The organism is Frigoribacterium sp. Leaf186 (genome assembly GCF_001423905.1).
Lineage (GTDB): Bacteria > Actinomycetota > Actinomycetes > Actinomycetales > Microbacteriaceae > Frigoribacterium.
This window is the reverse complement of sequence record NZ_LMPQ01000009.1, coordinates 127,436-151,252: the sequence shown is the minus strand read 5'-3', so window position 1 is coordinate 151,252 and position 23,817 is coordinate 127,436. Positions and strand designations below refer to the sequence as shown.

The window sequence follows — 23,817 nt, the reverse complement described above, 5'->3', positions numbered from 1 at the left end:
GGGTCGGCGATCCCGGTGGACCCCGCCTCGTGCCCCCGCACGAGGCGGGGTTTTCCCGTCCCCCGGGGCGACTCGACGCCCCGAACCCCGTTCACGAAGACGAACCCCGACAAAACGGGGTTCATCTTCGCGAACGGGGTTCTCGGCGAGCACCACGCCCGACCGGCAGCAGATCCGGTACGTACCGGATCACGCACGCCACCCGGCACCCGGCACCCGGCACCCGGCACCCGGCCATGCAGCACCCCGCACCCGCGCCCCGCGCCCCACGCTCCGCGCCCCGGCCAGCCATGAACCCGGTTTCGAACCATCCACCCCGTTCCTTCTGGGTTCATCGTTCGAAACCGGGTTCATCGCGGACTTCGGCCCGAGCAGCCGGGCCACCGGGCCGCCGGGCCGCCGGCCGCCGGCCAGCCCGCCCCCGGGCCGCCGGGCAGCCGGCACCCCGGGCACACCCGCCGGCCTCAGCGTCCCGTCTCGGCCAGGGCCGCGTTCAGCTCGAGGACGTTCACGGTGGGCTCTCCCAGGTAGCCGAGGTCCCGGCCCTGGGTGTGCTCCTCGACGAGGGCCTCGACGTCTGCGACCGGCAGGTCGCGAGCCGTGGCGACGCGCTCGACCTGGATGCGGGCGTACTCGGGGCTGATGTGCGGGTCGAGGCCCGAGGCGGACGCCGTGAGCGCGTCGACGGGGACGTCCTCCGGGTCGACGCCGTCGCTCGCGGCGATCGCGGCGCGGCGCTCGTCGATCGCGGCGACGAGGTCCTCGTTCTCGGGGCCGAGGTTGCTGCCGCTCGACGCCGAGGCGTCGTAGCCGTCGCCTGCCGCGGAGGGCCGTGACTGGAACCACTGGGGCAGGGCCGCCCCGTCGGCGTCGGTGAAGGACTGCCCGATGAGGGACGAGCCCACGGTCTCTCCGTCGACGCGGAGGGCGGAGCCGTCGGCCTTCCCGCCGAGGACGAGTTGCCCGACGCCCGTGACGACGGCCGTGTAGGCCACGCCGAGGACGACGGTGAAGACGAGCATCGCGCGGAGGGCGACGCCGTACTGGCGGAGGAGGGTGCGTGTGTTCATGGTCTCTTTCTCGGTTCCGGTCGCCGGCTAGAAGCCGGGGATGACGCTGACGACGAGGTCGATGATCTTGATGCCGACGAACGGGGCGACGACGCCGCCGAGTCCGTAGACGAGGAGGTTGCGCGACAGGATCGACGACGCCGATGCCGCCCGGTACCGCACGCCCCGCAGGGCCAACGGGATGAGCACGACGATGACGAGCGCGTTGAAGACGATCGCCGAGAGGATCGCCGACGCCGGCGAGCTCAGTTGCATCAGGTTCAGCACCCCGAGCCCCGGGAACACCCCGGCGAACATCGCCGGGATGATCGCGAAGTACTTCGCGATGTCGTTCGCGATCGAGAAGGTCGTCAGCGCCCCGCGGGTGATGAGCAGCTGCTTGCCGATGCGGACGATGTCGATCAGCTTGGTCGGGTCGCTGTCGAGGTCGACCATGTTGCCGGCCTCCTTCGCGGCCGAGGTGCCCGTGTTCATGGCGACGCCCACGTCGGCCTGGGCGAGCGCCGGCGCGTCGTTGGTGCCGTCGCCGGTCATCGCGACGAGCGCGCCTCCTTCTTGTTCGCGACGGATGAGCGCGAGCTTGTCCTCGGGCGTGGCCTCGGCGAGGTAGTCGTCGACGCCGGCCTCGGCGGCGATCGCCTTCGCGGTCAGCGGGTTGTCACCGGTGACCATCACCGTGCGGATGCCCATCGAGCGCAGCTCGGCGAACCGTTCACGGAGGCCGGTCTTGACGACGTCCTTGAGATACACCACGCCGAGCACGCGAGCCTCGGCCGCCGTCGTCTTCGTCGCGACCACGAGGGGCGTCCCGCCGGCGTTCGAGATCTCGTCGATGCGGGCCTGCAGCTCGTCGTGCTCGCTCGAGGCGAGGCGGCGGTCCTGCTCGACCCACGAGATGATCGAGGCGCCGGCGCCCTTGCGGATCTGTGTGCCGTCGGGCAGGTCGAGCCCCGACATGCGGGTCTGGGCCGTGAAGGGGACGATGACGCCGGGCTGACCGTCCGCGTCGTGCCACCCCGTGGTCAGCGCGAGGTCGACGATGGACTTGCCCTCGGGCGTCGGGTCGGCGAGCGACGACCGCGCGGCGGCGTCGACGAGCTCGGCCCGTGCGACGCCGTCGAGGGGCGTGAACTCGGCGGCCTGCCGGTTGCCGTAGGTGATGGTGCCGGTCTTGTCGAGCAGCAGCGTCGTCACGTCGCCCGCGGCCTCGACCGCGCGCCCCGACATGGCGAGCACGTTGCGCTGCACGAGGCGATCCATGCCCGCGATGCCGATCGCGCTCAGCAGGGCGCCGATGGTGGTCGGGATCAGGCAGACGAGCAGGGCGATGAGCACCGGGATGCTGACGGACGCGTCGCTGTAGGCGGCGATCGGGTTCAGCGTCAGGGTCACGACGACGAAGACGATCGACAAGCTCGCGAGCAGGATGTTCAGCGCGATCTCGTTCGGGGTCTTCTGCCGGGAAGCGCCCTCGACGAGGCGGATCATCCGGTCGACGAAGGTCTCGCCGGGCTTGCTCGTGATGCGGACCACGACCCGGTCGGACAGCACGCGGGTGCCGCCGGTGACCGCGCTGCGGTCGCCGCCGGACTCGCGGATGACCGGAGCGGACTCGCCGGTGATCGCCGACTCGTCGACGCTGGCGATGCCCCAGACGATGTCGCCGTCGCCCGGGACCAGCTCGCCCGCGGTCACGACGACCGTGTCGCCGAGCGTCAGGTCGGCCGACGAGACGGACTCCAGGGAGGCGCGCTCGGCCCCCGCGTCGGAGGTCGCGTCGTACGACGCCACGCGCCGGGCCGTGGTGCTGGTACGGGTCGCCTTGAGGGTCTCGGCCTGGGCCTTGCCCCGCCCCTCGGCGACGGACTCGGCGAGGTTCGCGAAGACGACGGTGAGCCAGAGCCAGATCGCGATGGCCCAGGTGAAGGAGCCGGGGACCGGCGACCCGCCCGAGGTCTGGGGACCGGTGAAGAGGCCGGCGATCGCGAGGACCGTCGTGTAGGCGGCGCCCACCTCGACGATGAACATGACGGGGTTGTGCCACATCTCGCGCGGGTCGAGCTTGCGCAGGGCGCCGGGCAGGGCAGCGACGAGCTGGGCTGCGCTGAACGCGCCTCCCCGGTTCGTGGCGGCCTGGTCGCCCCCGCGCTCGGCGGGCGGCGTGTCGGTGGTCGGTGAGTCGGTGGTCGACGAGTCGGAGGTGGTGGACATGGTCACTGCAGCCCTTCGGCGAGCGGTCCCAGTGCGAGGACGGGGAAGTAGGTCAGCGCCGTGATGATCACGGAGACGCCGGTGAGGAGGCCGACGAACTGCGGCCGGTGGGTGGGGAGGGTGCCGGCGGTGGCGGGCACCGCGGCCTGGGCGGCGAACGAGCCGGCGAGGGCGAGCACGAGCACGATCGGCACGAACCGGCCGAGCAGCATCGCGACGCCGAGGGCGGTGTTGAACCAGGGAGTGTTCGCCGTCAGCCCCGCGAAGGCCGACCCGTTGTTGTTCGACGCCGACGTGAACGCGTAGAGCACCTCGCTGAAGCCGTGCAGGCCCGGGTTCCAGATCGACGTGCCCTCGACGTCGGCGCGCACCGCGGGGATCGCGAAGCTGAGGGCGGTGCCGGCCAGGACGAGCGTCGGCGTGACGAGGATGTACAGGCTCGCGAGCTTGATCTCGCGCGGCCCGATCTTCTTGCCGAGGTACTCGGGCGTGCGGCCGACGAGCAGGCCGGCGATGAACACCGTGATGACCGCCAGGACGAGCATGCCGTAGAGGCCCGAGCCGACGCCGCCGGGGGCGATCTCGCCGAGCATCATGTTGATCATCGGCATCATGCCGCCGAGCGCCGTGTACGAGTCGTGCATCGAGTTGACGGCGCCGGTCGAGGTGAGGGTCGAGGTCGAACCGAACAGGGTCGATCCCCAGATGCCGAACCGCGCCTCCTTGCCTTCCATCGCGCCGCCGGCGAGCTGGGGTGCCGTGCCGGCACCCCGGAGCTCGGCCCACGTGAGGGCGGACAGGGAGACCGCGAAGATCGTGGCCATGACGGCCGCGATCGCGACGCCCTGCTTCGTCGAGCCGACCATGCGGCCGAAGGTGCGCGGCAGCGAGAAGGGGATGACGAGCATCAGGAGGATCTGCAGCAGGCTCGTCCAGGGCGTGGGGTTCTCGAACGGGTGCGCGCTGTTGGCGTTGAAGAAGCCGCCACCGTTGGTGCCCAGCATCTTGACGGCCTCCTGCGACGCGACCGGCCCGCCGGGGATCGTCGCGGTGCCCCCGGTCAGGGTCGTGACGTCGGTGAAGCCGGCGAAGTTCTGCACGACGCCGCCCGCGACGAGCACGACCGCCGCGACGACGGCCAGGGGCAGCAGCAGGCGCACGAGCGTGCGGGTCAGGTCGACCCAGAAGTTGCCGAGCGTCCCCGTCTTCGCCCGGGCGAGCCCTCGGATCAGGGCGACGGCCACGACGATGCCCACGGCCGCCGAGACGAAGTTCTGCACGGCGAGGCCGCCGAGCTGCACCGTGTACCCGAGGGTCACGTCCGGCGAGTACGACTGCCAGTTGGTGTTCGTGACGAAGGAGGCCGCCGTGTTGAACGAGAGCCCCTCGGGGACGGCGGGGAAGCCCAGCGAGTACGGCAGGAACGCCTGGAGGCGCTGGATCGCGTACACGAACAGGACGCCGACGAACGAGAACGCCAGGACGCCCCGGAGGTAGGCCTGCCAGGTCTGCTCGGAGGCCGGGTCCACGCCGACGAGGCGGTAGAAGCCCCGCTCGACGCGGAGGTCCCTCGTCGTGGTGAACACGTTCGCCATGTGGTCGCCGACGGGTCGGTAGAGCGCCACCAGGACGACGACGACGGTGAGGATCTGGAGGACGCCGAACACCGCGTCCATCAGAACTTCTCGGGCTTCACGAGGGCGTACACGAGGTACGCCAGGGCGGCCACGGCGAGGACGGCGGCCCCGATGCTGAAGACGATCACAGCTTCTCGACCCCCTTCGCCACGAGGGACACCACTGCGAACACAGCGATGACGGCGAGCACGTACACGATGTCGAGCACTACGACTCCAAGAGAGAGGACGATCGGCGAGCCTCGCGGCTCGGTGCCCGTCACGGGCACAGCGAGTCAGTAGACACCTCGGCGGGTGCCCTGCCGACGCTCCTCACGACTTCCTCACGCCCATCGCGCCGATCCTCACGGACACCACACGGGGTGCCACGGAGGTCGTCGAGCGGCGTCGGCCCTCAGTCGCGCTTGGCGCAGGTGACCTGGTCGGCCGACTGGCCCGTCACGCTGTCGGGCAGGGCGGCCGCGCTCGGGGCCGGCGTCGCGGGCGCCGCGTCACCGGACGCGGCGTCCGTCGGCGTCGTGGGGGCTGCCGCCGGCGCGTCGGTCGGCGTCGCCGACGGGCTGCTCGGGGTCGAGGGGGCCGGCGCGTCGGGGTCGAGCACGGCCGAGCGCCCCAGGCTGTCGGCCGACAGCGTCAAGGGCAGGTTGCGCTGCAGGGCGTCGTTCAGCACGGCCGCCGGGCCCTCGTCGGGGATCACCTTGTTGGGGTTCCAGGGGGCGTCCAGCGCGGGGTACTGCACGAACACCATGTTCGAGAGCCCGACCGTGTTGACGGCGAGCCCCAGCTTGGCCAACGTCGCCGCGTCGGCCAGCGTGTCGCTGAGGGTCATGTTGGCGAACGCGACCCGGGCGATCGCCAGCACCTTCGTCGGGTCGGTCAGGGTGCCCGCCGACACGGTCTGCCGTGCCAACGCCGACAGGAAGGTCTGCTGGTTGCTGATCCGCCCCAGGTCGCTGGCGTCACCGACCCCGTGCCGCGACCGCAAGAAGGAGCCGGCCTCGGCACCGGTCAGGTTGACGACGCCCGCCTCGAGGTCGAGCGCCGGCACGACGTCGTCGTCCTGGATCGGCGTGGCGAGGCACACGTCCACGCCGCCCACCGCGTCGGCCATGGCGACCACCCCGTCGAACTTGATGGCGCCGGCGTAGTCGACCTGAACGCCGGTGAGGTCCGAGATGGTCCGCGCGACGCACGAGAGGCCGTTCTGCTCGCCGCCGCGCCTCAGCGCCTCGTTGAGAGGCGCCCCGTCGGTCGCAGGGGTCACGCTGCCGTCGTCGCCCTGGCACTCGGGGATCGGCACGATCATGTCGCGGGGGAAGCTCACCACCGCCATGTTGGTGTGGTCCTCCGAGATGTGCACGAGCAGGTTCGCGTCGTTGTTGCCGACCCCGCTGCTGGCCTCCAGGTTGGCCGGGTCGTCGAAGCCGACGCCCTGACCCTCGCGGGTGTCGGTGGCGATGAGCAGCAGGTTGACCTCACCGGTCTGCGCCGTCAGCTGCGGCACGGGGGTCGCCGTCGACCCGTCGGGCGCCGTCAGCGACACGGTCGGCGCGGCGGTCTGCAGCACCTGCCAGGTCGCGATGGCCGCGACCGAGGTGGTGCTCACCAGCACGACGGCCAGGGCCGCCGCCGTCACCTTCGCGGCGAAGGCCACGGGGTGCCCACGACGCAGGCGACCGTGGCGGGCGATGCCGCCGGCACGCACCGCGCCTCCGTCGTCGGCGGACTCGTCGGGCGCGGGGCCTCGTCGTGCGTCGTCCGCCATCGTCACTCCCTCGGTGGGCGGGGGCTCGAGCGGCCCCCGTCGTCGAGCATCCTAGGAGGCGCGGGTCGGGAGGACCCCGAGGTCGCGTCGACGGCGACCCCGGTCAGGCCCGCTCAGCCGGTCTCGCCGAGCGTGACGGGTGCGACCGCGGGGAGGACGTCCTCGGTCCAGTCGACGCGGAGCGAACCGGCCCCCGACCAGCCCCGCAGCTCGGCGCCGACCGTGTCGCGGAAGGTGTCGGCCTCGGACCGGTCGCCCACGACGACGTCGAGGCGCAGTCGGGCGAGCTGCTCGGTGACCCGCACGGGCAGGCCCCAGGCCTGCAGCACGAGCACCTCGGAGGCGGCGCTGAGCGCCGGGAAGTGCCGCCGGAGCTTCTGCTCGACGACGTGCAGCACGGCCACCTCGGCGGTGGGGCGGATCACTCCGGTCAGCGAGATCATGCCTGATGGTCCCGCCGCGAGGTTACGGCAGTGTGGCCGCCCGCTGTGAAAGCACCCCGGTCACGTCTCGTCCCCACGCGCCGGTCGTACCCCGGTCGGTCCCCCGGCGCCGAGGTCGTGTTGGCAGAACGGCGTCGGGTGGGCATGATCGTCGCATGGCGAAAAAGCTCAAGACGGCCCACCGCGACCTCGTCGAGGCGCTCGACCACCACCGCAAGGTCATGCAGGAGAAACCCCTGTCGAGCAAACGCGCCGGGCGGGCCACCGCCAAGCTGCGCCTCGCCGTGTCGGCGTACTCGGCTGTCGTCGCCGACAAGACGGGCCAGCCCGACCCCTTCGTCGACTACGACGCCCTCGACCCGGTGACCGTCGCGTCCCTCGCCGCCGAGCGCGACGCGATCGCCCGCAAGAAGTCGTCGGACCAGGGCAAGCTCGACTGACGCAGGCCGCGCGGCCGGTCTGGGCGGCCCGGGCGGGTCAGCTCGGGACGCCCGGGCCGTCGACGAGGGCCCAGCCCCCGTCGTCGGTGCGGCGCACGGCGCCCTCGCGCTCGAACGCCTCGAGCCAGCCGCCCATGGGCCACTCGCCCCACCGCTCGGCGAACAGACCCCCGTTGCGGACGACGTCGGGCAGGTGCCGCCACGGCGGTGACGAGGTCGGGTGGTGCTGGTGGTACGCGTGGGCGCCGCCGACCCAGACGAGCGGCACGTCGAGCGACCGGGCGGTGAAGGCGAAGTCGGTGTCCTCGCCGCCGTACCCCTCGTAGCGCTCGTCGAAGCCGCCGAGTCGCGCCCAGGTCGCGGGCGTGACCGCGAACGAGAGCGACCAGAACAGCGGGTAGTCCGCTGCCCCTGCCACGACCGTCGAGCCCGCGGGAGGCGCGGGTCGCGCCGCGTGCGGAGACGTCGCCTCGTCGAGGCCCTCACCCGCGCCGAGCATGAAGCCCTCGGGCAGGTAGGTGACGGGTCCGCTCAGCAGCGCGCCGGGGTGCTCGTCGGCGGCGCGCTCGTAGTGGCGGAACAGGTCGTCGCCCGGCACGCAGTCGGCGTCGAGGAAGACCAGCAGGGTCGCGCCGCGGCCGATGGCGGTGTCGGCTCCGCGGTTGCGGCCGGCGGCGAGGCGGAGTCCGTCGGGCCCGGGCGGCACGTGCAGGGTGGTGACCCCGGCGAGTGCCGGGACGTCGGGGGCCGGGGTCTCGTCGAGCCAGACCACCACGTGGCCGGCGTCGGGGGCGACCCGACGGACGAAGCGGATCTGGTTCGCGACGTGCTTCATGCGCGTGGCCGAGGCGAGGGTCACGACGACGACGGTCACGAGAGGGCTCCGGTCAGGGTGGTGGGCGTGGGCTGTGCGGCGGACGGGTCCTGCGCGACGCGATGCCCGGCCGGTCGGGCGGAACCAGGGCCGACATCATGTCCGACACCACGGCCGGCGACCTCGGCGACGACCGCCGCCGCGCGGGCGGCCGCGCCCTCGACCTGCCAGGCCGACCAGTCGGGGCGAAGCCCACGGGCACGGTCGATCAGGGCCGGCCACTCGTCGTCGGCGGGCCACGAGGTCGCCACGACGGCGAGCCCCGCCCGGTCGAGTGCGCTAGCGGTCGTGAGCTGCTCGTCGAACGGTCGGGTCTGCGGCACGACGACGGCCCGGGCACCGAGGGCGGCCAGGTCGGCGACGGTGTTCTGACCGGCCCAGGTCACGATCACCTCGGCCGTCGCCATCTCGGCCCAGGGGTCGTCGACCCAACGGTCGACCCCCAGGGTCGTCCACGTGGTGCCGGGGGTGGCGCGGGCCGCCCGGGCGAGCGACGCGGCGAGGTCGTCGTGGTCGGTGCCGCCGGCACCACCGACGAACAGCACGCTGCCGGGCACGACCGTCGACGACGGGCCCGCGGCGGCGGCAGGCGCGCCTGCGGCGGCAGGCACGTCTGCGGCCGCCAGACGCCCGTCCTGTCGCGAGATGCCGCCCACCCAGCGCACCTTCGGGGCGACGCGGTCGAGGGCGGACGAGTCGTGCGTGCCGGCGGGCCATGGCGCGATCACGCGTGAGGCGGCGTCGTAGGCCAGCCGGTGCGGCTCGTCGGTCCGGTCGCCCGGCTGCGAGACGACGACGACCTCGACGCCGAGCAGGCGGGCGAACACCGTCACCTCGACCGAGACGTCGACGACCATCGCGTCGAAGGGTCGGCCGTCGGCGGCGGCTCCGGCCACGGCGGCGGCGATGCGGCCGAGGCGGGCGGTGTGCCCGGGGTGCGCGACGGGTGCCCAGTGCAGCAGGCCGCCCACGGTCGGCGAGGCGTCGGCGGGGTGACGGACCACCCCGTCGGCGCCCGTGGTCGCGGTGTCGTCCCGCTCGAGCTCGACCCAGGTGGTGTCGTCCGGCAGGTCCGCCGGGGCCGCCAGCGAGCTGAACACGACGACGTCGGCGTCGAGCTGCGGTCGGACGGCCGAGAAGCGGGTGCGGTGCCCGGCACCGTGGTGGTGCACGTACCAGCCGACGAGCGGGCGCGCGGTCACGCCGTCACCGCACGTCGCCCCGACCCGACCGGCCTGACGGCGGACAGGCCGCCGGCGAGGGACGAGGAGGCGCGGTGCCGGCCCCCGACGACCGTCGCGTCGGTCGTCGCCCCGGCCCGTGCCCCGGCGCCGGGCGTCCGCGGGTCCGACGCGACGACGTCGGAGTACAACCCCTCGAGCACGGCGGCGCGGGCCCGCAGCGAGAAGCGGTCGACGGCGTCCTGTCGCACCGTGAGGCGGGCGGCGGCGTCCGTCCCGACGCGGCGGAGGAGGTCGTCGGCGGCGCGGGCCATGCCGGCGAGGTCGCCGGCGGGGACGAGGGCGGCCCCGAGCGAGCCCGCCACGACCTCGGGGACTCCGCCGACGGCGAACGAGACGACCGGCGTGCCGGTGACCAGCGCCTCCGCGATGACGAGGCCGAAGGGTTCCTCCCACACGGGCGTGACGAGGGCGCAGCCGCTGTGGCCGACGAGGGCCGCCAGCTCGGGCTGGCGCAGCTCGCCGACGTAGTGGGCGGTGACGCCGAGGTGCGGTGCGACCTCGGTCTCGAAGTAGTCGACGTCGCCGATGCGACCCGCGATCACGAGGCGGCGCCCCGCACGACGAGCGACCTCGAGGGCGAGGTGCAGGCCCTTCTCGGGCACGATGCGCCCCGACCAGACGAGGTCGTCGCCGCCCGGGCCGAGGCCCCAGCGGTCGGTGTCGACGCCGTTGGGCAGCACGGTCGCCTCGACGCCCTCGGCTGCCCAGGCCGCGGCGGTGTGGCCACTGACGGCGACGAAGCGGCTGCGCGGCGCGTCGGACGAGCGGTGCCCGACGAGCATGTCGGGCAGGGTCGGCGTGTGCAGGGTGCTGACCATCGGCACGCCGAGGCTGCCGGCCCGGGCGAGCGGGACGCCGTGCAGGCTGTGGTTGTCGACCAGGTCGTAGTCGTCGGCGTGGTCGGCGACGTGCTGCAGGGCCCGCTCGAGGGCCGGCAGCGCGCGCTCGAGGTAGCCCGCGGGGTAGGTCGTGTCGGTGGCCTCGGCCGGGTCGTCGAAGACCACGGCGGGCAGCACGAACTCGGGCGGGCTCTGGTCGAGGTGGTCGGAGCCCTCGGTCGCGATCAACGTGACGCGGTGCCCGCGCTCGCGCAGGGTGCGCACCTGGTGGTGGACGCTCGACTCGAGGCCGCCGGCGAACGGCTCGCGGATCGGGTAGCGCAGCGGTGCCACCACGACGATGCGCAGGGGGCGGGAGGCGCGGATCACGCCGTCACCGCCGCGACCGTCGCGAGGGCGCGCTCGTACACCGCGAGGTGCGCGGCCGCCACGTCGTGCCGCTGCTGGCGACGCAGCCGTCGGTGGCGTCGCTGCAGGTCGGCCCGGTGCTCCGTGCCGCGGCGCGAGGCCGGTACGCGGGCCGGGTCGTCGTGGGCGTCGGCGGTCTCGTCGACGGCGTGCGGGCTGACCAGGGCGATGACGGCGGCCGCGAGCGAGGCGGGGTCGTCGAGGTCGAACGAGGCGGTCGCCCCGACTTCGGGGTGCTGCGCGGCGGCGTGGCCGACACGGGGCGCGGCGACCGGGACGGCGAGGTCCCAGCAGAGCTCGACCCAGCCTGAGTGCGTGCCGTGGCGGTACGGCAGCACCGAGACGTCGAGGTCGGCGAGCGAGCGCTCGAGTGCGGCGTCGTCCAGGCGGGGGTGCTCGGCGAGGGTCGCCGCAGGGCCCGCGGCACGGACGAGCTCGCGCACGCGAGCCGCCTGTTCGGGGTCGCGCACCCGCTCGTTCAGGTCGACCCGCGCCTCCACGGGGGCGCCCGTGGCCCGCAGGGCCGCGACCGCCGCGAGCAGGGTGCGGACGGTCTCGTCGCCCGCGACGTTCGGTCGCAGGTCGCGCAGGTGGACTCCGACGACGATCGCGTCGCCCGGCGTGCCGACCGGCAGCTCGGCATCGCGGCCCCCGTCGACCCCGGGGTCGACGATGGCCGGGTGGGCGATGACGGTCGGTCGGCGACCCCAGCGGGCCTCGACCTCGTCGGCGGCCGGGTCGGTCAGGGTGATCAGTTCGTCGGCGGCGGGGATCAGCACGTCGAGGTGCTCGAGGTGGGGCGCCTGGTCGACGAGCTGCGGGTTGGTCAGGTCGTGCACCGTGTACACGAGCGGCAGGCGCAGCTCGCGAAGGGCCTCGACGACGGCGACGAGGTGCTCGGTCGGGTACGACTCCGTGCCGAAGTGGACGTGCAGCAGGTCGACCTCGTCGGCGTGCGCCCGCAACCAGGCGGCGTCGAGCATCACGGGCGGCCACCAGCGGGCGGGCTCGGCGGGGTCGGGCAGCGGGTCGGCGAGGTGCACGACCCGGGCCGTGGCCTCGGCCGGGTCGAGCAACGAGCGGACGTAGGGGTGCCCGGCGGGAACGGAGGCGACCCGGATCGGCGCGGCGTGGATCGGGGCGTCATGGGTCATCGGAGCCTCCTCGGCGTGATCGGATCGCCCGCCGTGGCCGGACCGGCGCGCGATGCCTGGACCGGAGTGACGACGAGCACCCGCGGCGATGCGGGTGGGATGTGCCGGGGCTGGCGGCGGGAAAGGATGACGCGACCGGGGAAGTCGCTGTTGACTCAACATAGGCCCGCGCGACCCCCTTTGTCCGTTCCGAGTCCGGGCCGGAGGGAACCATGTCCGAACAGCGAACCGAACCCGACGGACGCACCCGCCACTACGGCGACTTCTACGGTCTGAGCGAGCCCGAGGGCGACGGCGCCATCGCCCTCGTGGTGGGCAACTGCCAGGCCGAGTCGCTGCGGATCTTCCTCGACGGGGCGGGGCTCACGACGGTCCGGATGCCCCCGGTCCACGAGCTGACGGCCACCGACCTGCCGCAGCTGCGCCGGTGGCTCGGCCGGGCCGGTCTGCTCGTCTCGCAGCCGGTGCGCGACGACTACCACGGCCTGCCGCTCGGCACGGCCCAGCTGGCCGCGGTGCTGCCCCGGGAGGCGCGGGTCGTCCGGGTGCCCGTCGTCCGGTTCGCGGGCCTCTACCCCGCGCACGTCATCGTCCGTCCGCCGAGCGACGTCTCGCTCGTTCCGCCGGTGGTCGAGTACCACGACGTCCGACTGATCTCCGAGGCCGCGGGTCGGCCGTTCGCCGCCGACGCCCTGACCCCGGCCGTCGTGCGCTCGGTCGCCGAGCTCTCCCTGGCCGAGCTGCGGAAGCGTGAGGCGGCCCACGACACGATCGTCGCGTCGGACCTGTTCGAGGTCGGGTCGGGTGCCGACGGCCGGGGCGGCGACGGACGGGGTGGCGACGGGCCCGGTGGCGACGGGCCGGGCACGCCGCGCTTCGACCAGATGCGCACCCTGAACCACCCGGGCAACCCGGTCTGGACGGCCCTCGCGTCGAGGGTGCGGCAGCGGCTCGGCCTGCCGGAGCACGTCGTCGACCCGGGTCGGCCGGTGCTCTCGAGCGTCCACGCCCCTCGCGAGCAGGCCGTGATCGACGCCTGGGGCCTCGACGACGAGCCGACCGACCACTGGGTCGTCGGCGGCGAGCGCGTCGACGCCGACGAGGTCCGGCGGGCGCACCTCGCCTGGTACGCCGAGCACCCGGACGCGGTCGAGGCCGCCCTGGCCCGGCACGCCGACACGTTCGCCCTCTGGGGTGCGGCGTGAGCGCGGCCCGCGACTCGGCCCGCTCGGAGGCGGCGGACGGCGCGGCGGCCACCCTCGACCTCGCCGAGCTGCCCGTCGTCGTGACCCACCACGACCCCCAGCACGGCGTCGCGGTCTACGCGGCCCAGATCGCCGCGACGGTCGAGGCTCGGAGCGGCCGTCACCTCGCGCTCGACGTGGCCGACCTGCTCGACGCCCCGGACCTGCTCGACGCCCCGGAGCCCCTCGTCGACCCGGCACCCGACGTCGTCGTGCCGCGGGCCCACCTGCAGTTCACCGACCGCCTCTGGGGCCCGTCGCCCGCGGCCGCGGCCGACGTCGTCGAGCACCTGGCCGACGGCACCGCCCTCACCGTGACCCTGCACGACCTGCCGCAGCCGTCCGACGGCGAGCGCAACCTCCGGAGGCGCGGCGAGGCCTACGCCCGCGTGGTCGCCGTCGCCCGGGGCGTCGTCGTGAACAGCGAGCACGAGCGCGCCCTGCTGCGCGAGCGGGTCGGCTTCGAGGGCCCGGTCGAGGTGATCCCCCTGCCCGTCGACCGGCACCCGCTGCCGGACGGGCGGCCCGAACCGGACGGTGACGTCGCCGTCATCGGGTTCTTCTACCCGGGCAAGGGGCACGCCGAGGTCGTCGCGGCCGTGGCCGGACTCGCGGCCGGGCGACCCGGCGCGGGGGCCGACCGGACGGACGGCGCGACGACGCGACCGGACGCGGACGTGACCGGCGTCGTGGCGCTCGGCCGCGCCTCCCCGGGTCACGAGGCCGAACTGCAGCAGCTCGTCGACGAGGCCGCGGCCCTCGGCGTGCCCTTCGGCGCGACGGGCTACCTCGACGACGCGACCCTGCTCGACCGTGCCCGACGGGCGTCGGTGCCCGTGGCGGCGCACCAGCACGTGTCGGCCTCCGGGTCGATCGCGACCTGGATCGCGGCCGGGCGGCGCCCGCTCGTGCCCGACACGCGGTACTCCCGCGAGATGGCGACGCTGAGGCCGGGCACGCTCACCCTCTACCCCGAGGGCGGACTCGCGGCGGCGATCGCGGCGGCCCTGGCCGACCCGGCGTCGACCTGGCTCGACGACGACGCCGACACCCTGCCCGGGCTCGACGAGGTCGCCGACGCGTACGCGGCCTGGTGGACCGACGGGGTGCGCTGGTGAGCCGCGACGCCGGGTCGTCGGCTTCCGGGGTGACCGGCACCGCGCCTCCTGCGGGCGGGCGGTTCGTGGTCGGCAACTCGTGGGACGCCCTCGACGGCGTGTGGCCCGAGCTGCCGCCGCTGGTGTCGGTGATCGTCGTGCACTACCGGCAGCAGGCCGAGCTCGACCGGACGCTGGCCGCGCTCGCCCGCCAGAGCTACCCGGCCGAGCGGCTCGAGGTGATCGTCGTCGACGACGGGTCGCCGACCGCACCCACCGTGCCCGACGGGGTGCGGTTGATCGTGCAGGAGGACCGCGGGTTCCGGCTCTCGGCCGCCCGCAACGTCGGGGTCGCCGCGTCGTCGGGGTCGGTGCTCTGCTTCGTCGACGCCGACACGTCTCCCGAACCGGACTACGTGCTGCGCCTGACCCGACTGCCCGCGCTCGCGCCCGAGGCCGTCACGGTCGGGCAGCGGAAGCACGCGGACTTCGCGGGGGTGCTGGGCGGTGGCGTCGCCGGGGCGGGGTCGGGGTCGGGGTCGGGGTCGGGGCCGGGGTCGGGGTCGGTGCCGGTGCCGGTCTCCGAGCCGGTCGAGGTGGCCGGGCCCGCGCACGAACTCGAGCAGCCGCGCTGGCTGCAGCAGGCCTACGGCTGGTCGGCCGACCTGCTGCACGCGGACGACCGCTCGTACCGCCACCTGATCGGGGCCGTCACCTGCTGCACGCGGTGGTTCTTCGACGAGGTCGGCGGCTTCGACGAGTCGTTCACGAGCTACGGCGGCGAGGACTGGGAGTGGGCCCACCGGGCCTGGCTCGCCGGTGCCGTGTTCGCTCACGTTCCCGGTGCGGTGGCGTGGCACGACGGGCCCGACTGGGCGGGGCGCGGGGCGGGTGCCGGTTCGGCCGGTGCCGCCGGCGCTCCCTCGGGGGCCGAGCGCATCGCTCGTGAGGCCGAGGAGGCGCGGCGCCAGGCCGAGAAGAACGGTGAGACCCTGCGCCTCGCCGACCTCATCGCGGTGCGCGGCTCGCGCGGGTTCGGGGTGCGCAGCATAGCCGTCGACGTGTGCGTCGAGCTGGTCGCCGCTGGGGCGCCCATCTCGGCCGGGGCTGCGTTCGTGGCGGTGGACAGCGTGCTGGCGTCGGCACCGGACGTGACGGTCGTGGTGCCGGACGAGGTCGCGGCCGTGTTCGAGGCGGACGGGCGGGTGCTCGGCCGGTCGACGGACGCCGCCGCTGCCGCACTCGCCGACGCCCGGGTGGTCGTGACGGTCGACGGGCCCGTGCGGGTGCTGCCCCCGGTCGACGCCGGGGCCTCCGACGACGCCCGCGCCGAGGCCCTGGCCGCGGCGGTCGGGCTCGGGGACGACGTCGCGGGCGACCTGCGGTCGGCGACCGACGCCGTCGGCGTGGGGTCGCTCGGCACGATCGAGCTGCTCGGCCCGTCGGGCCGCGTGCTCGCGACGGTCGAGTCGCGTCGGGCCCGCCTGCGCGCCCGACGCTGGGGAGCGGGCGTCGCGTTCGTCTCGCACCGCGCCTCCGTGGACTGGCTGACCCCCGTGGTGGGCGAGCCGAGCGTCGCCGCCTACCTCGGCGGCTGGGGCTGACCCCTCGGCGCCGGCCGCACCCGGCGCCGCGTCGCAGCATCCGCCACCCGTCTGGCGTCGAGTGGTCCCGTATCGTCCCTCGATGACCGACGAAGCACGATCCGGGACCACTCGATCGTCGCCGAAGGGGGCGGGGCCGCAGCACGTCGATAGGGTGACGGTGTCGCGGTTGGCGGCACGGACGAGGGGGATCTCATGACCGATCGGAACGACGGGGCGGACCAGCAGGGCGGGGCGGTGCCGCCGTACGGGCAGCCGGACGGGCAGCCGACGCCTCCGCCCTACGGCTCGGGCGGGGCCGTCCCCCTCTGGGCCCCGCTGTACGGCGCGGGACCGGTCGACGCGGTCAAGCGGTTCTTCAAGAAGTACGCCGACTTCTCGGGCAGGGCGAGCCGCAGCGAGTACTGGTGGGTGGTCCTGGCGAACGGCGTCCTGTTCCTCGCCCTCAGCATCATCGGTTTCGCCGCGGGCTACCCCGGCAGCACCACCGACGTCGACGGCACCCTGAACCCGGGGCCCGGGTTCATCCCGTTCGGCATCGTGCTCGCCCTCTTGTTCTTCGGGACGTTCGTGCCGTTCCTCTCGATCGGCGTCCGTCGACTGCACGACGTCGACCTCAGCGGGTGGCTGCTGCTCATCAACCTCGTGCCCTACCTCGGCGGTTTCGTCATCTTCATCCTGTCGCTGCTCGGACCGAAGCCGCGCGGTGCTCGCTTCGACCGACCGACGAGCTGACGGCCTGACAACCTGACGGCCCGACGGCCCCGGTCACCCCGCCCGGCGACTCAGGCGAGCAGCGCCTCGACCTGGTCGACGACGAGGTCGGGCCGCGAGAGGAACGGGTGGTGCCCGGTCGGCAGGTCGACCGACCGGGTGGCCTTCGCCGCGTGGTGGCGCTGCAAGCCGACCGACGTGCTGCGGTCGTCGGTGCACACGAGGTAGGTGGAGTCGACCCCCTGCCAGCCGACGGCGCTCGTCGGGGTGACGAAGGCTCCGACGCCCTGGCGGGTCACGCGGCGCCACGCCTCGGCGCGGGTGGCCTCGTCGGCGTCGTGGAGGAACCTCCTGCCGAACGACGCCTCGTCGTAGCCGCTGACGCCCAGGGTCCCGTCGCCGGCGTCGGCCACGGCGACCGGGTCGCTCTCGCCGCTCATCACCGCTCCCTGCGAGTCGCCGAGCTCGGGCAGGTACGACGACACGAACGCCAGGTGCCGCACGGCGGGGTGCGCACCCGCCTCGGCGACGACCGTCCCTCCGTAGGAGTGACCGACCACGACGGCCGCGTCGACGTCGTCGAGCACGCGACGCAGGGCGAGGGCGTCCTCGACGAGACCGGCCGACGGCGCGGCGTCCGGCCCCTCGCCGCACGACGGCAAGGCGACGGCTCGGCTGCGGACGCCCGTCCGGCCGAGCAGCAGCTCGGCCGCGCGGTGCCACCACCAGTCGCCGTCCCGCACCAGTGCGCCGTGGACGAAGACGAGTTCCATGGGTGCCGCCTCTCGAGGGGCTGACGGGGGTGGAGCCCTGACACTACGACCGCGGTGACGCCGGCGGGCGCGCCACGGTAGTTTCTGGACCATGAGCGCTCCCGACGCCCGCCAGCCAGACGACCGCCGCGCCCTCGTGCAGCCCGAGCTGCGCCCCGGTGAGCGCCTCCTCTGGTCGGGTGGGCCGGACGAGGCCGTGACGTTCGGCCGGAACGACCTCTTCCTCGTGCCGTTCAGCCTGCTCTGGTGCGGGTTCGCGATCTTCTGGGAGGTCTCGGTGCTCCGCGAGGGCGCCCCGGTGTTCTTCGTCCTGTTCGGCGGCGTCTTCGTCGCGATCGGCCTCTTCTTCGTCGTCGGCCGGTTCCTGCTGAAGCGCTCGCGGAAGACCAGGACGGGTTACGCGGTCACCGACCAGCGGTCGTTCCTGGTCGTCGGCTCGACCGTCCACCAGGCACCCGCGAAGCAGCAGAACCAGCAGGTCTCGTGGTCTCGCGACCGCACCCACGTGAGCGTCGACTGGACCGACTCGACCACCGGCAACACCCCGTTCGGCGCCCGTCAGCGCGGTCTGACCAACACGGGTCTCGACGGGGTCATGGCCCCCCTGCCGATGACCTTCGTCGACGTGCGCGACGGTGAGGCGCTGCTGCGCGCGCTCGACGAGTCGAGCCGTCCGGAGGCGCGGTGAGCGCCTTCCCGGGATTCCGCCGTCCCCGAGACGCGAACCCCGGCGCCCCCCGCCGCAGCCAGGCCTGGCGGGACCTCGTCGACCGTGTACTAAACGAGCTTAACGCCCTAGACCCCTACGGCCTCGAGCCCGGCACCGAGGACGGCGCCCCGTGGGACGAGTACGAACTCGAGGCGGTCCCGATGGTCAGTCGGCTCGTGGGGTCCGGCGCGATCACCGCCGCCGAGGTCGACGCGGTCTGGACGACGTGGTTCGGCGAGCCCCTCAGCAGCCGCACCGACCCGGTCCGGTTCGAGGCTTTCGTCGTCCGGCTGAACGCCCTGAGCCCTGCCTGATCCGGTACGTACCGGATCAGCGCGCGGGCGACATCCCCCGCACGCAGAGCGACCGCAACTCGTCGGGGGCGCAGGTCAGCGAGCCGCCGCGAGCAGCGTGCTGATCGCCGTCCAGGCCCGAGTGCCGAGCTCACGATCCGCCGCCTCGGTGCCACCACGCCGCATGGTCGTGCCGCCCTGGACCACCGACTCGCCCGGCAGCACCACCCGGTGCCCGGCACCCGCCCCCTCGACCCGCCCTTGCCCCTGACCCCTGCGGGCAATTCCTGGCTCCTGCCGCGCCCGGGGCCTTCCCACGCCGATCTCGACGCCCCGCCGAAGCACCAGCCCGGATTTGCCGACACCGACGCCGATGTCGGGGTCGGAGCCGATGCCGATGCCGATGCCGATGCCGATGCCGACGCCTACGCCTACGCCGATGCCGATGCCGATGCCGATGCCGATGCCAGGGTCGACCCCGGTGTTCGCCTCGCCCTCGGCACCCGCCGCCGAGCACCTCGCCGAGCTGACCCCGCAGCCCAGCCGCGATCTGGAGGTCCACGCACCGCACGGCACACGCCGAACTCCACGCGTCCCCTCGCGTCCCACCGCCGAGCGGGCAATTCCTGGCTCCTGCCGCGGCCGGGGCCGTCCCACGCGATCTCGACGCCCCGCCGCAGCACCAGCCCGGAATTGCCGACAGCGTCGGGACGGTGGCAAGGACGGCGACATGCGCGGCCGTGCGGGTGCCCGACCGACCGCGCCGGTCAGAAGGTGGCGAGCGCGCTGACCGTCATCTGCTGCACGGCGGCGTTCGAGCAGGCGTCGAAGCTGGAGCCCGAGGCGCCCACGAAGATCGACTCGAGCGACCCGGGCGGGTAGACGCGGAACCCGTCGGTCGCCTGGGGCGAGCACTCCTCGGCCGGGTAGTTGGCGGCCTGGGCGATCTGCACGATCGTCTGCACCTCGTCGCCGGGGGCGAGGGTGTGGCTCTCGTGCGGGGTCGACCGGTCGAGGGCGGCCGAGGCGCCGATCTGCGTCCCGTCGCCGTCGCCGACGAACGAGACGCCCGGCCAGCCCTGCAGGGTGCACGAGCGCTGCCCGCTGTTCGTCAGGATGATGGCGACGCCGTAGCTGCCGGCCGCGCCTCCTCCCCCGTCGGCGATCTCGGCGGTGAGCTCGCCCACCGTGCAGCGTGACGACGCCTCGCCCGTGGACCCGTCGCCGAGGTCGCCCCCGCCGCCGGACGCGCCGTCCGGGCCCGCGGTCGCCGTCGGCGAGGGCGTGCTCGCAGGCGCCGAGGCGCCGCCCGAGGCACCGCCCGAGGGCGACGCCGTGACGGTCACGGTGGGCGTGGTCGTCGACTCCGCGTCACCCGGCGACGAGCAACTCGAGAGCACGACGACGAGGGATGCGGCGAGGGCGGCCGCGGTGGCCAGTGGTCGGATCGAACGGTTCATGCCTCCACCGAATCACGGCCCACCCGATTGTGCACAGACTGCACGATTCGTCGGAAGTCGCCTTGTCAAGCCCCCACCGAGCAGTGGCCGCCGAGCTCGACGGGTGCCTACGCTCGGTCGGACCGGGCCAGCATCGTCGAGCGCGTGACGAGGGTTCTCCAGGCCGTCCTCGTGTCGGCACGTCCCCCGTCGAGGCGAGGCCCGCTTGCTCCACCCCGCCACCCACGTCGTCGCGCGCCCGCTCATCCGGGCGTGGCTCAGCACGAGTCCGCACTCGTGGGAACGCCATGTCGTGGCGACCGACTCGCCCCACCTGCACGCACCGGGCACCGACCCCGACCGGGTGCTGATCGTCGGTGACGGGGCGGCCACGGGCCGAGGCGTGCGGACGCACGAGCTGGGGCTCCCCGGCCACCTCGCCCGCAGCCTGACGGCCCTGACGGGTCGGGCGACCGACGTGGACATCGTCGTCGACGGCCGGATGACCGCCCGTCAGGCCCCGGAGGCCCTCGCCGGCGTCGACCTCGCCCGCTTCGACGCCGTCGTCCTGTCGTTCGGGGCCAACGAGGCACTCCATCTGATCGACGTCGACTCGTGGCGTGACGACCTGTCCACCCTGCTGGACGACGTCGCCGGCCGCGCGCCGGCGGCGACGACCACGTTCGTCCTCGCCGTGCCGTCGTTCGGGTCGAACCCACACTTCCCCGCGAGGCTCGGCCGCGTCGTCGACCGCAACGCCGTCCGACTGAACGCGGCGACCAGGCACCTCGTCGCCGACCGCTCCTCGATGGTGTTCGTGCCCGAGGCCGAAGGCCAGGCGTTCGAGGACGAGAGCGCCCCCGTCTACGCCCGCTGGGCCGCCCCGATCGCCGTGCGCATCAGCAGGACGCTCGACCCGGCCCGAGCGCTCGGCGTGAAGACCGTGCCCCTGGACGAGCCCGCTCGGCAGCGCACGCTCGAGAGACTCGAACGACGCCTCGGCGCCGACGACGACCCCGAGCTCGACGACCTGACCGAGCGGGCTCGTCGGTTGTTCGGCACCACCCTCGCGGCGGTGACCCTGGTCCGCAGCGACACCCAGGTGATGCGGTCGGTGGCGGGGGCCGAGCCTCTCGTCGTGCCCCGTTCCGAGTCGTTCTGCGACACCACGATCCGGCACACCGGCCACCTGGTGATCGAGGACGCCACGCTCGACCCGCGGTACGCCGACTACTCCGTCGTCGTCGACCAGCCCGGCATCCGGTTCTACGCCGGCTACCCCATCGAGTCGCCGGACGGTCAGCGCGTCGGCGCCCTGTGCGTCATGGACCAGGAGGCGCGGCGCTTCTCGACCGCGGACGCCACGGCCCTGAGGGCCCTCGCCCTCTCGGTGCAACGGCACCTGTTCCGGCACGAGTCGGACGACGGTCGTCAGGTCGACGGTCAGGACCGGCGGCGCGACGACGGGTGACCGCGGCGGAACGTCGAAGGGCCCGGCATCCGTGGATGCCGGGCCCTTCGTCGGGTCGGCGCGAGCCGACGCTGAGGTCAGTTCTTGCCGAGGTCGTCCTTGGCCTTCTCGGTCTCGAGACGCTCTTCGCTCATGCGCTGGTCCTTGTGGCCCTGCTTGATGAGCTCCTCGTCGTCCGTGCGCTTGCCGACGGCCTCTTCGGCCTTGCCGGCGGCCTTCTGGACGAAATCTTTTGCCTTGTCTCCGACGGACATGCCGTACCTCCTGGTTGTGGACGACCGGTGAGCCCCGGTACCTGGCACACGGTAGGCCGCCCGGCCGCGCCGGGTCCGACGTTCACAGGCTGTTCCGGGTCACGCCCCCTCGACGTGCCCCGGCCGACGGGGTCGAGACCGACCGATCTCGACCCGGCCGACGGCGCCCCCTAGGATCGTCGCGGAGGGGGCACCATGGCACGGCACACACCAGGGGCGGACGACGACGAGGGCCTGACGCCCGGGCACGAGCTGTTCGCTCCACCCCCGTCGGCCGAGGGCTCGACGACGGCCTCCGAGCCGAGCACCGGCACCAGCCCCGACACCGGCACCGGCACCGGCACCAGCACCGGCACCGGGCCCCGGTTCGTCGCCTGGTCGCACCGCGACGCCGACGTCCCCGCAGCGGGATCGGCCCCGGTCGAGGGCGTCGGTGACGACGACCCCGCACCCCGCTCCGGGCGCCGACGCCTCGCGATCGTCGGAGGCGTCGTCGCGGGCGCGGCCCTCGTCTCCGTCGTCGTGAGCGCCGTCCTCTTCACGACCGGTTCGACCCCGTTCGCCGCCGGAGCCCCCACCGAGGCACCCCGCCCGACCACGGTCGCCCGCACCTCCTCGCCCACCGCGAGCGCGTCGCCGTCGCCCTCCCCGCTGCCGACCGCCTCGTCGTCGCCCTCGCCCCGGGCCGCCACCCCGCCGCCGCAGGACGCGTCCGTGCCCGCGCCGTTCGTCACGCCGGTCGCCGCCGGCACGGTGGTCGCCGAGGCCGACGTCGCGTCGCCCAAGGGCAGCGTCCACTTCCACTACCGGGTCGTGGCCGTCGGCGACGACACCTACTCGGCCGAGCTGACGAACGCCACGTCCAGCCTGCCCGTCCCGGTGACCGCCGCGTTCTTCGAGATCGCCCCGTCGGTGGGTGACGGCGTCACCTACGGCGGCGACGGGGGCGTCGGCATCGACGGCCCCACCGCCGCTCCGACGTCGGCGTCGGGCAGCTTCGGCGCGGTCAGCCAGCCCTCGTACCTCTCGACCCTCGTCGTGTACTCGACCAGCACCTCCTCGGACGTCCCGGTCGAGCTCGCGACCGGCAAGGTCCTCGCGGTCGCGCCCGTCGCCTGGTCGGTGCCGGCCCGTCAGACGAACATCGCGCCGGTGGACTCCGGCGCGACGGCGTTCGCCACCGGGACGCTCGAGGCGACGACGGCGAGCGGGGCGCCCAAGCGCTACACCGTGGCGCCCGGCGACCTCATCGACGTCGTCGCCCAGCGCTTCGGCGTCTCGGTCTCGGCCCTGCTCTACCTGAACCAAGGGTTGCAGGTCATCGACGACGAACAACACCTGTTCGAGGGCACGACCCTCGTGCTCGACCCCGACAGCGTCTGACCCGGCACGCCGCCGGTCCCGACGCCTAGGGTCGGGGGATGCCCTGGATCGACCCCCGACGCATCGTCCGTCACGCCGTCTGGTGGCTCGAGGACTACGCCTACGCCGCCGTCTGGCAGATCCGTGCCGTGACGAGCCCCCGCGATCCCGAGCGCTACCTCGGCGGCGACGGGCGGCCGGTGCTCGTGATCCCCGGCGTCTGGGAGACCTGGGCCTTCCTCCGACCGATGATCGAACGGCTGAACGCCGAGGGCCACCCGGTCCACGTGCTCGACGACCTCCGCTGGAACAGCCGCCCCGTCGAGGCCACGGCCCGCGACGTCGCCGCCTACCTGGTCGGGCACGGGCTCACCGACGTCGTGATCGTCGCCCACAGCAAGGGCGGCCTGATCGGCAAGTACGTCATGGCCCTGCTCGACGAGACGCGTCGCGTGCGGTCGATGGTCGCCGTCTGCTCACCCTTCTCGGGGTCGCGGTACGCCAGCTGGCTGGTGCTGCCCGCCCTCCGCGCCTTCTCGCCGCGCGACGCCACGACCGTGCTGCTCGGGCGGGACGAGTCGGTCAACGGCCGCATCACCTCGGTCTACGGCGAGTTCGACCCGCACATCCCCGAGGGCAGCGAGCTGCCCGGCGCCGTCAACGTCCGCCTGCACGCCGGCGGTCACTTCCGCGTGCTGGCCCACCCCCGAACGATCGCGACGGTGCTGGCCGCCGCCGACGAACCCGCCTGACGGCGGCCCGCCGCGTTCCGC

Annotated in this window: 25 protein-coding genes; 10 read left to right on the top strand and 15 right to left on the bottom strand. The window is 74.0% G+C overall.

Annotated elements, in window-relative coordinates; genetic code table 11:
- Nucleotides 1–464: 464 nt before the first annotated feature.
- From kdpC to ASG05_RS06745, 7 genes are all read right to left on the bottom strand, one after another.
- The gene (gene kdpC, locus ASG05_RS06770) at nucleotides 465–1,070 is read right to left on the bottom strand and encodes a potassium-transporting ATPase subunit KdpC (RefSeq protein ID WP_056259167.1); all 606 of its coding nucleotides are present in this window, start codon (nucleotides 1,068–1,070) and stop codon (nucleotides 465–467) included.
- 27 nt (nucleotides 1,071–1,097) lie between these two features.
- Nucleotides 1,098–3,281 carry a potassium-transporting ATPase subunit KdpB gene (gene kdpB / locus ASG05_RS06765; protein ID WP_056259164.1) on the bottom strand — a complete coding sequence of 728 codons (2,184 nt, stop codon included), beginning with the start codon at nucleotides 3,279–3,281 and terminating at the stop codon, nucleotides 1,098–1,100.
- A gap of 2 nt (nucleotides 3,282–3,283) precedes the next feature.
- The gene (gene kdpA, locus ASG05_RS06760) at nucleotides 3,284–4,957 is read right to left on the bottom strand and encodes a potassium-transporting ATPase subunit KdpA (RefSeq protein WP_056259161.1); all 1,674 of its coding nucleotides are present in this window, start codon (nucleotides 4,955–4,957) and stop codon (nucleotides 3,284–3,286) included.
- Entirely contained in the window at nucleotides 4,957–5,046 is a 90-nt protein-coding gene (gene kdpF, locus ASG05_RS16255) for a K(+)-transporting ATPase subunit F (RefSeq protein WP_056259158.1), read from the bottom strand. The genes kdpA and kdpF overlap by 1 nt, the downstream gene beginning before the upstream one ends.
- Nucleotides 5,043–5,180, bottom strand: coding sequence for a hypothetical protein (locus tag ASG05_RS16250; RefSeq protein ID WP_157490114.1), 138 nt, complete (start codon nucleotides 5,178–5,180; stop codon nucleotides 5,043–5,045). The genes kdpF and ASG05_RS16250 overlap by 4 nt, the downstream gene beginning before the upstream one ends.
- Before the next feature lie 131 nt (nucleotides 5,181–5,311).
- Nucleotides 5,312–6,682 (bottom strand): LCP family protein, encoded by a 1,371-nt coding sequence (locus tag ASG05_RS06750; protein WP_082486535.1) that lies wholly within the window; start codon nucleotides 6,680–6,682, stop codon nucleotides 5,312–5,314.
- Nucleotides 6,683–6,795: 113 nt separating this feature from the next.
- On the bottom strand, nucleotides 6,796–7,125 hold the full coding sequence (locus tag ASG05_RS06745) for a hypothetical protein (RefSeq protein ID WP_056259154.1): 330 nt from the start codon (nucleotides 7,123–7,125) through the stop codon (nucleotides 6,796–6,798).
- A gap of 155 nt (nucleotides 7,126–7,280) precedes the next feature.
- Between ASG05_RS06745 and ASG05_RS06740 the strand changes: the two genes are divergently transcribed.
- Nucleotides 7,281–7,565, top strand: a complete 285-nt coding sequence (locus ASG05_RS06740; RefSeq protein ID WP_056259151.1) for a hypothetical protein — start codon at nucleotides 7,281–7,283, stop codon at nucleotides 7,563–7,565.
- A 37-nt stretch (nucleotides 7,566–7,602) separates the two neighbouring features.
- Here the strand turns inward: ASG05_RS06740 and ASG05_RS06735 are convergent, their stop codons facing one another.
- The 4 genes from ASG05_RS06735 to ASG05_RS06720 are packed head-to-tail and all read right to left on the bottom strand — an operon-like array spanning nucleotide 7,603 to nucleotide 12,084.
- The gene (locus ASG05_RS06735; RefSeq protein ID WP_235491430.1) at nucleotides 7,603–8,424 is read right to left on the bottom strand and encodes a glycosyltransferase family 2 protein; all 822 of its coding nucleotides are present in this window, start codon (nucleotides 8,422–8,424) and stop codon (nucleotides 7,603–7,605) included.
- A gap of 11 nt (nucleotides 8,425–8,435) precedes the next feature.
- Nucleotides 8,436–9,641: a glycosyltransferase gene (locus tag ASG05_RS06730; RefSeq protein ID WP_056259148.1), complete on the bottom strand. Its 1,206-nt coding sequence runs from the start codon at nucleotides 9,639–9,641 to the stop codon at nucleotides 8,436–8,438.
- A complete protein-coding gene (locus ASG05_RS06725) occupies nucleotides 9,638–10,891 on the bottom strand; it encodes a glycosyltransferase (RefSeq protein ID WP_235491429.1) in 1,254 nt (417 codons plus the stop codon). The genes ASG05_RS06730 and ASG05_RS06725 overlap by 4 nt, the downstream gene beginning before the upstream one ends.
- Nucleotides 10,888–12,084: a glycosyltransferase family 4 protein gene (locus tag ASG05_RS06720; protein ID WP_056259145.1), complete on the bottom strand. Its 1,197-nt coding sequence runs from the start codon at nucleotides 12,082–12,084 to the stop codon at nucleotides 10,888–10,890. The genes ASG05_RS06725 and ASG05_RS06720 overlap by 4 nt, the downstream gene beginning before the upstream one ends.
- Nucleotides 12,085–12,296: 212 nt before the next feature.
- On the opposite strand from ASG05_RS06720, the gene ASG05_RS06715 reads away from it, so the two are divergent.
- The 4 genes from ASG05_RS06715 (at nucleotide 12,297) to ASG05_RS06700 (ending at nucleotide 16,764) form a co-directional block, all read left to right on the top strand.
- Nucleotides 12,297–13,289: a WcbI family polysaccharide biosynthesis putative acetyltransferase gene (locus ASG05_RS06715; RefSeq protein ID WP_056259142.1), complete on the top strand. Its 993-nt coding sequence runs from the start codon at nucleotides 12,297–12,299 to the stop codon at nucleotides 13,287–13,289.
- Nucleotides 13,286–14,446, top strand: coding sequence for a glycosyltransferase (locus ASG05_RS06710; protein WP_056259137.1), 1,161 nt, complete (start codon nucleotides 13,286–13,288; stop codon nucleotides 14,444–14,446). Before ASG05_RS06715 ends, ASG05_RS06710 begins: the two co-directional genes overlap by 4 nt.
- Entirely contained in the window at nucleotides 14,443–16,029 is a 1,587-nt protein-coding gene (locus ASG05_RS06705; protein WP_235491428.1) for a glycosyltransferase family 2 protein, read from the top strand. The genes ASG05_RS06710 and ASG05_RS06705 overlap by 4 nt, the downstream gene beginning before the upstream one ends.
- A gap of 195 nt (nucleotides 16,030–16,224) precedes the next feature.
- Nucleotides 16,225–16,764 carry a DUF805 domain-containing protein gene (locus tag ASG05_RS06700; protein ID WP_082486520.1) on the top strand — a complete coding sequence of 180 codons (540 nt, stop codon included), beginning with the start codon at nucleotides 16,225–16,227 and terminating at the stop codon, nucleotides 16,762–16,764.
- A gap of 50 nt (nucleotides 16,765–16,814) precedes the next feature.
- On the opposite strand, the gene ASG05_RS06695 is transcribed toward ASG05_RS06700, so the two are convergent.
- Complete coding sequence (locus tag ASG05_RS06695) at nucleotides 16,815–17,516, bottom strand: alpha/beta hydrolase (RefSeq protein WP_056259131.1); 702 nt, start codon at nucleotides 17,514–17,516, stop codon at nucleotides 16,815–16,817.
- A 91-nt stretch (nucleotides 17,517–17,607) separates the two neighbouring features.
- On the opposite strand from ASG05_RS06695, the gene ASG05_RS06690 reads away from it, so the two are divergent.
- Together ASG05_RS06690 and ASG05_RS06685 are read left to right on the top strand one after the other, a co-directional pair.
- Nucleotides 17,608–18,204: a hypothetical protein gene (locus ASG05_RS06690; RefSeq protein ID WP_056259129.1), complete on the top strand. Its 597-nt coding sequence runs from the start codon at nucleotides 17,608–17,610 to the stop codon at nucleotides 18,202–18,204.
- On the top strand, nucleotides 18,201–18,539 hold the full coding sequence (locus tag ASG05_RS06685; RefSeq protein ID WP_056259126.1) for a hypothetical protein: 339 nt from the start codon (nucleotides 18,201–18,203) through the stop codon (nucleotides 18,537–18,539). Before ASG05_RS06690 ends, ASG05_RS06685 begins: the two co-directional genes overlap by 4 nt.
- A 75-nt stretch (nucleotides 18,540–18,614) precedes the next feature.
- Here the strand turns inward: ASG05_RS06685 and ASG05_RS16580 are convergent, their stop codons facing one another.
- Both ASG05_RS16580 and ASG05_RS06675 read right to left on the bottom strand, forming a co-directional pair.
- Entirely contained in the window at nucleotides 18,615–19,175 is a 561-nt protein-coding gene (locus ASG05_RS16580; protein ID WP_162240635.1) for a hypothetical protein, read from the bottom strand.
- A gap of 110 nt (nucleotides 19,176–19,285) precedes the next feature.
- A complete protein-coding gene (locus tag ASG05_RS06675; protein WP_056259120.1) occupies nucleotides 19,286–19,978 on the bottom strand; it encodes a DUF4232 domain-containing protein in 693 nt (230 codons plus the stop codon).
- A 205-nt stretch (nucleotides 19,979–20,183) separates the two neighbouring features.
- On the opposite strand from ASG05_RS06675, the gene ASG05_RS06670 reads away from it, so the two are divergent.
- Nucleotides 20,184–21,428 (top strand): GAF domain-containing protein, encoded by a 1,245-nt coding sequence (locus ASG05_RS06670; protein WP_157490111.1) that lies wholly within the window; start codon nucleotides 20,184–20,186, stop codon nucleotides 21,426–21,428.
- 77 nt (nucleotides 21,429–21,505) lie between these two features.
- Here ASG05_RS06670 and ASG05_RS16240 read toward each other — a convergent pair whose 3' ends face one another.
- Complete coding sequence (locus ASG05_RS16240) at nucleotides 21,506–21,682, bottom strand: CsbD family protein (protein WP_157490110.1); 177 nt, start codon at nucleotides 21,680–21,682, stop codon at nucleotides 21,506–21,508.
- 195 nt (nucleotides 21,683–21,877) lie between these two features.
- Here ASG05_RS16240 and ASG05_RS06665 point away from each other — a divergent pair, with 195 nt between their 5' ends.
- Complete coding sequence (locus ASG05_RS06665) at nucleotides 21,878–23,065, top strand: LysM domain-containing protein (RefSeq protein ID WP_056259107.1); 1,188 nt, start codon at nucleotides 21,878–21,880, stop codon at nucleotides 23,063–23,065.
- A gap of 38 nt (nucleotides 23,066–23,103) precedes the next feature.
- Nucleotides 23,104–23,796 carry a triacylglycerol lipase gene (locus tag ASG05_RS06660; RefSeq protein WP_056259104.1) on the top strand — a complete coding sequence of 231 codons (693 nt, stop codon included), beginning with the start codon at nucleotides 23,104–23,106 and terminating at the stop codon, nucleotides 23,794–23,796.
- Nucleotides 23,797–23,817 lie beyond the last annotated feature (21 nt).

What these genes read in the sequence shown, in the direction of transcription:
- kdpC (WP_056259167.1), bottom strand. Translation starts at nt 1,070, where the DNA reads ATGAACACACGCACCCTCCTCCGCCAGTACGGCGTCGCCCTCCGCGCG.
- kdpB (WP_056259164.1), bottom strand. Translation starts at nt 3,281, where the DNA reads ATGTCCACCACCTCCGACTCGTCGACCACCGACTCACCGACCACCGAC.
- kdpA (WP_056259161.1), bottom strand. Translation starts at nt 4,957, where the DNA reads ATGGACGCGGTGTTCGGCGTCCTCCAGATCCTCACCGTCGTCGTCGTC.
- ASG05_RS06750 (WP_082486535.1), bottom strand. Translation starts at nt 6,682, where the DNA reads ATGGCGGACGACGCACGACGAGGCCCCGCGCCCGACGAGTCCGCCGAC.
- ASG05_RS06745 (WP_056259154.1), bottom strand. Translation starts at nt 7,125, where the DNA reads ATGATCTCGCTGACCGGAGTGATCCGCCCCACCGCCGAGGTGGCCGTG.
- ASG05_RS06740 (WP_056259151.1), top strand. Translation starts at nt 7,281, where the DNA reads ATGGCGAAAAAGCTCAAGACGGCCCACCGCGACCTCGTCGAGGCGCTC.
- ASG05_RS06720 (WP_056259145.1), bottom strand. Translation starts at nt 12,084, where the DNA reads ATGACCCATGACGCCCCGATCCACGCCGCGCCGATCCGGGTCGCCTCC.
- ASG05_RS06715 (WP_056259142.1), top strand. Translation starts at nt 12,297, where the DNA reads ATGTCCGAACAGCGAACCGAACCCGACGGACGCACCCGCCACTACGGC.
- ASG05_RS06700 (WP_082486520.1), top strand. Translation starts at nt 16,225, where the DNA reads ATGACCGATCGGAACGACGGGGCGGACCAGCAGGGCGGGGCGGTGCCG.
- ASG05_RS06695 (WP_056259131.1), bottom strand. Translation starts at nt 17,516, where the DNA reads ATGGAACTCGTCTTCGTCCACGGCGCACTGGTGCGGGACGGCGACTGG.
- ASG05_RS06690 (WP_056259129.1), top strand. Translation starts at nt 17,608, where the DNA reads ATGAGCGCTCCCGACGCCCGCCAGCCAGACGACCGCCGCGCCCTCGTG.
- ASG05_RS06675 (WP_056259120.1), bottom strand. Translation starts at nt 19,978, where the DNA reads ATGAACCGTTCGATCCGACCACTGGCCACCGCGGCCGCCCTCGCCGCA.
- ASG05_RS16240 (WP_157490110.1), bottom strand. Translation starts at nt 21,682, where the DNA reads ATGTCCGTCGGAGACAAGGCAAAAGATTTCGTCCAGAAGGCCGCCGGC.
- ASG05_RS06665 (WP_056259107.1), top strand. Translation starts at nt 21,878, where the DNA reads ATGGCACGGCACACACCAGGGGCGGACGACGACGAGGGCCTGACGCCC.
- ASG05_RS06660 (WP_056259104.1), top strand. Translation starts at nt 23,104, where the DNA reads ATGCCCTGGATCGACCCCCGACGCATCGTCCGTCACGCCGTCTGGTGG.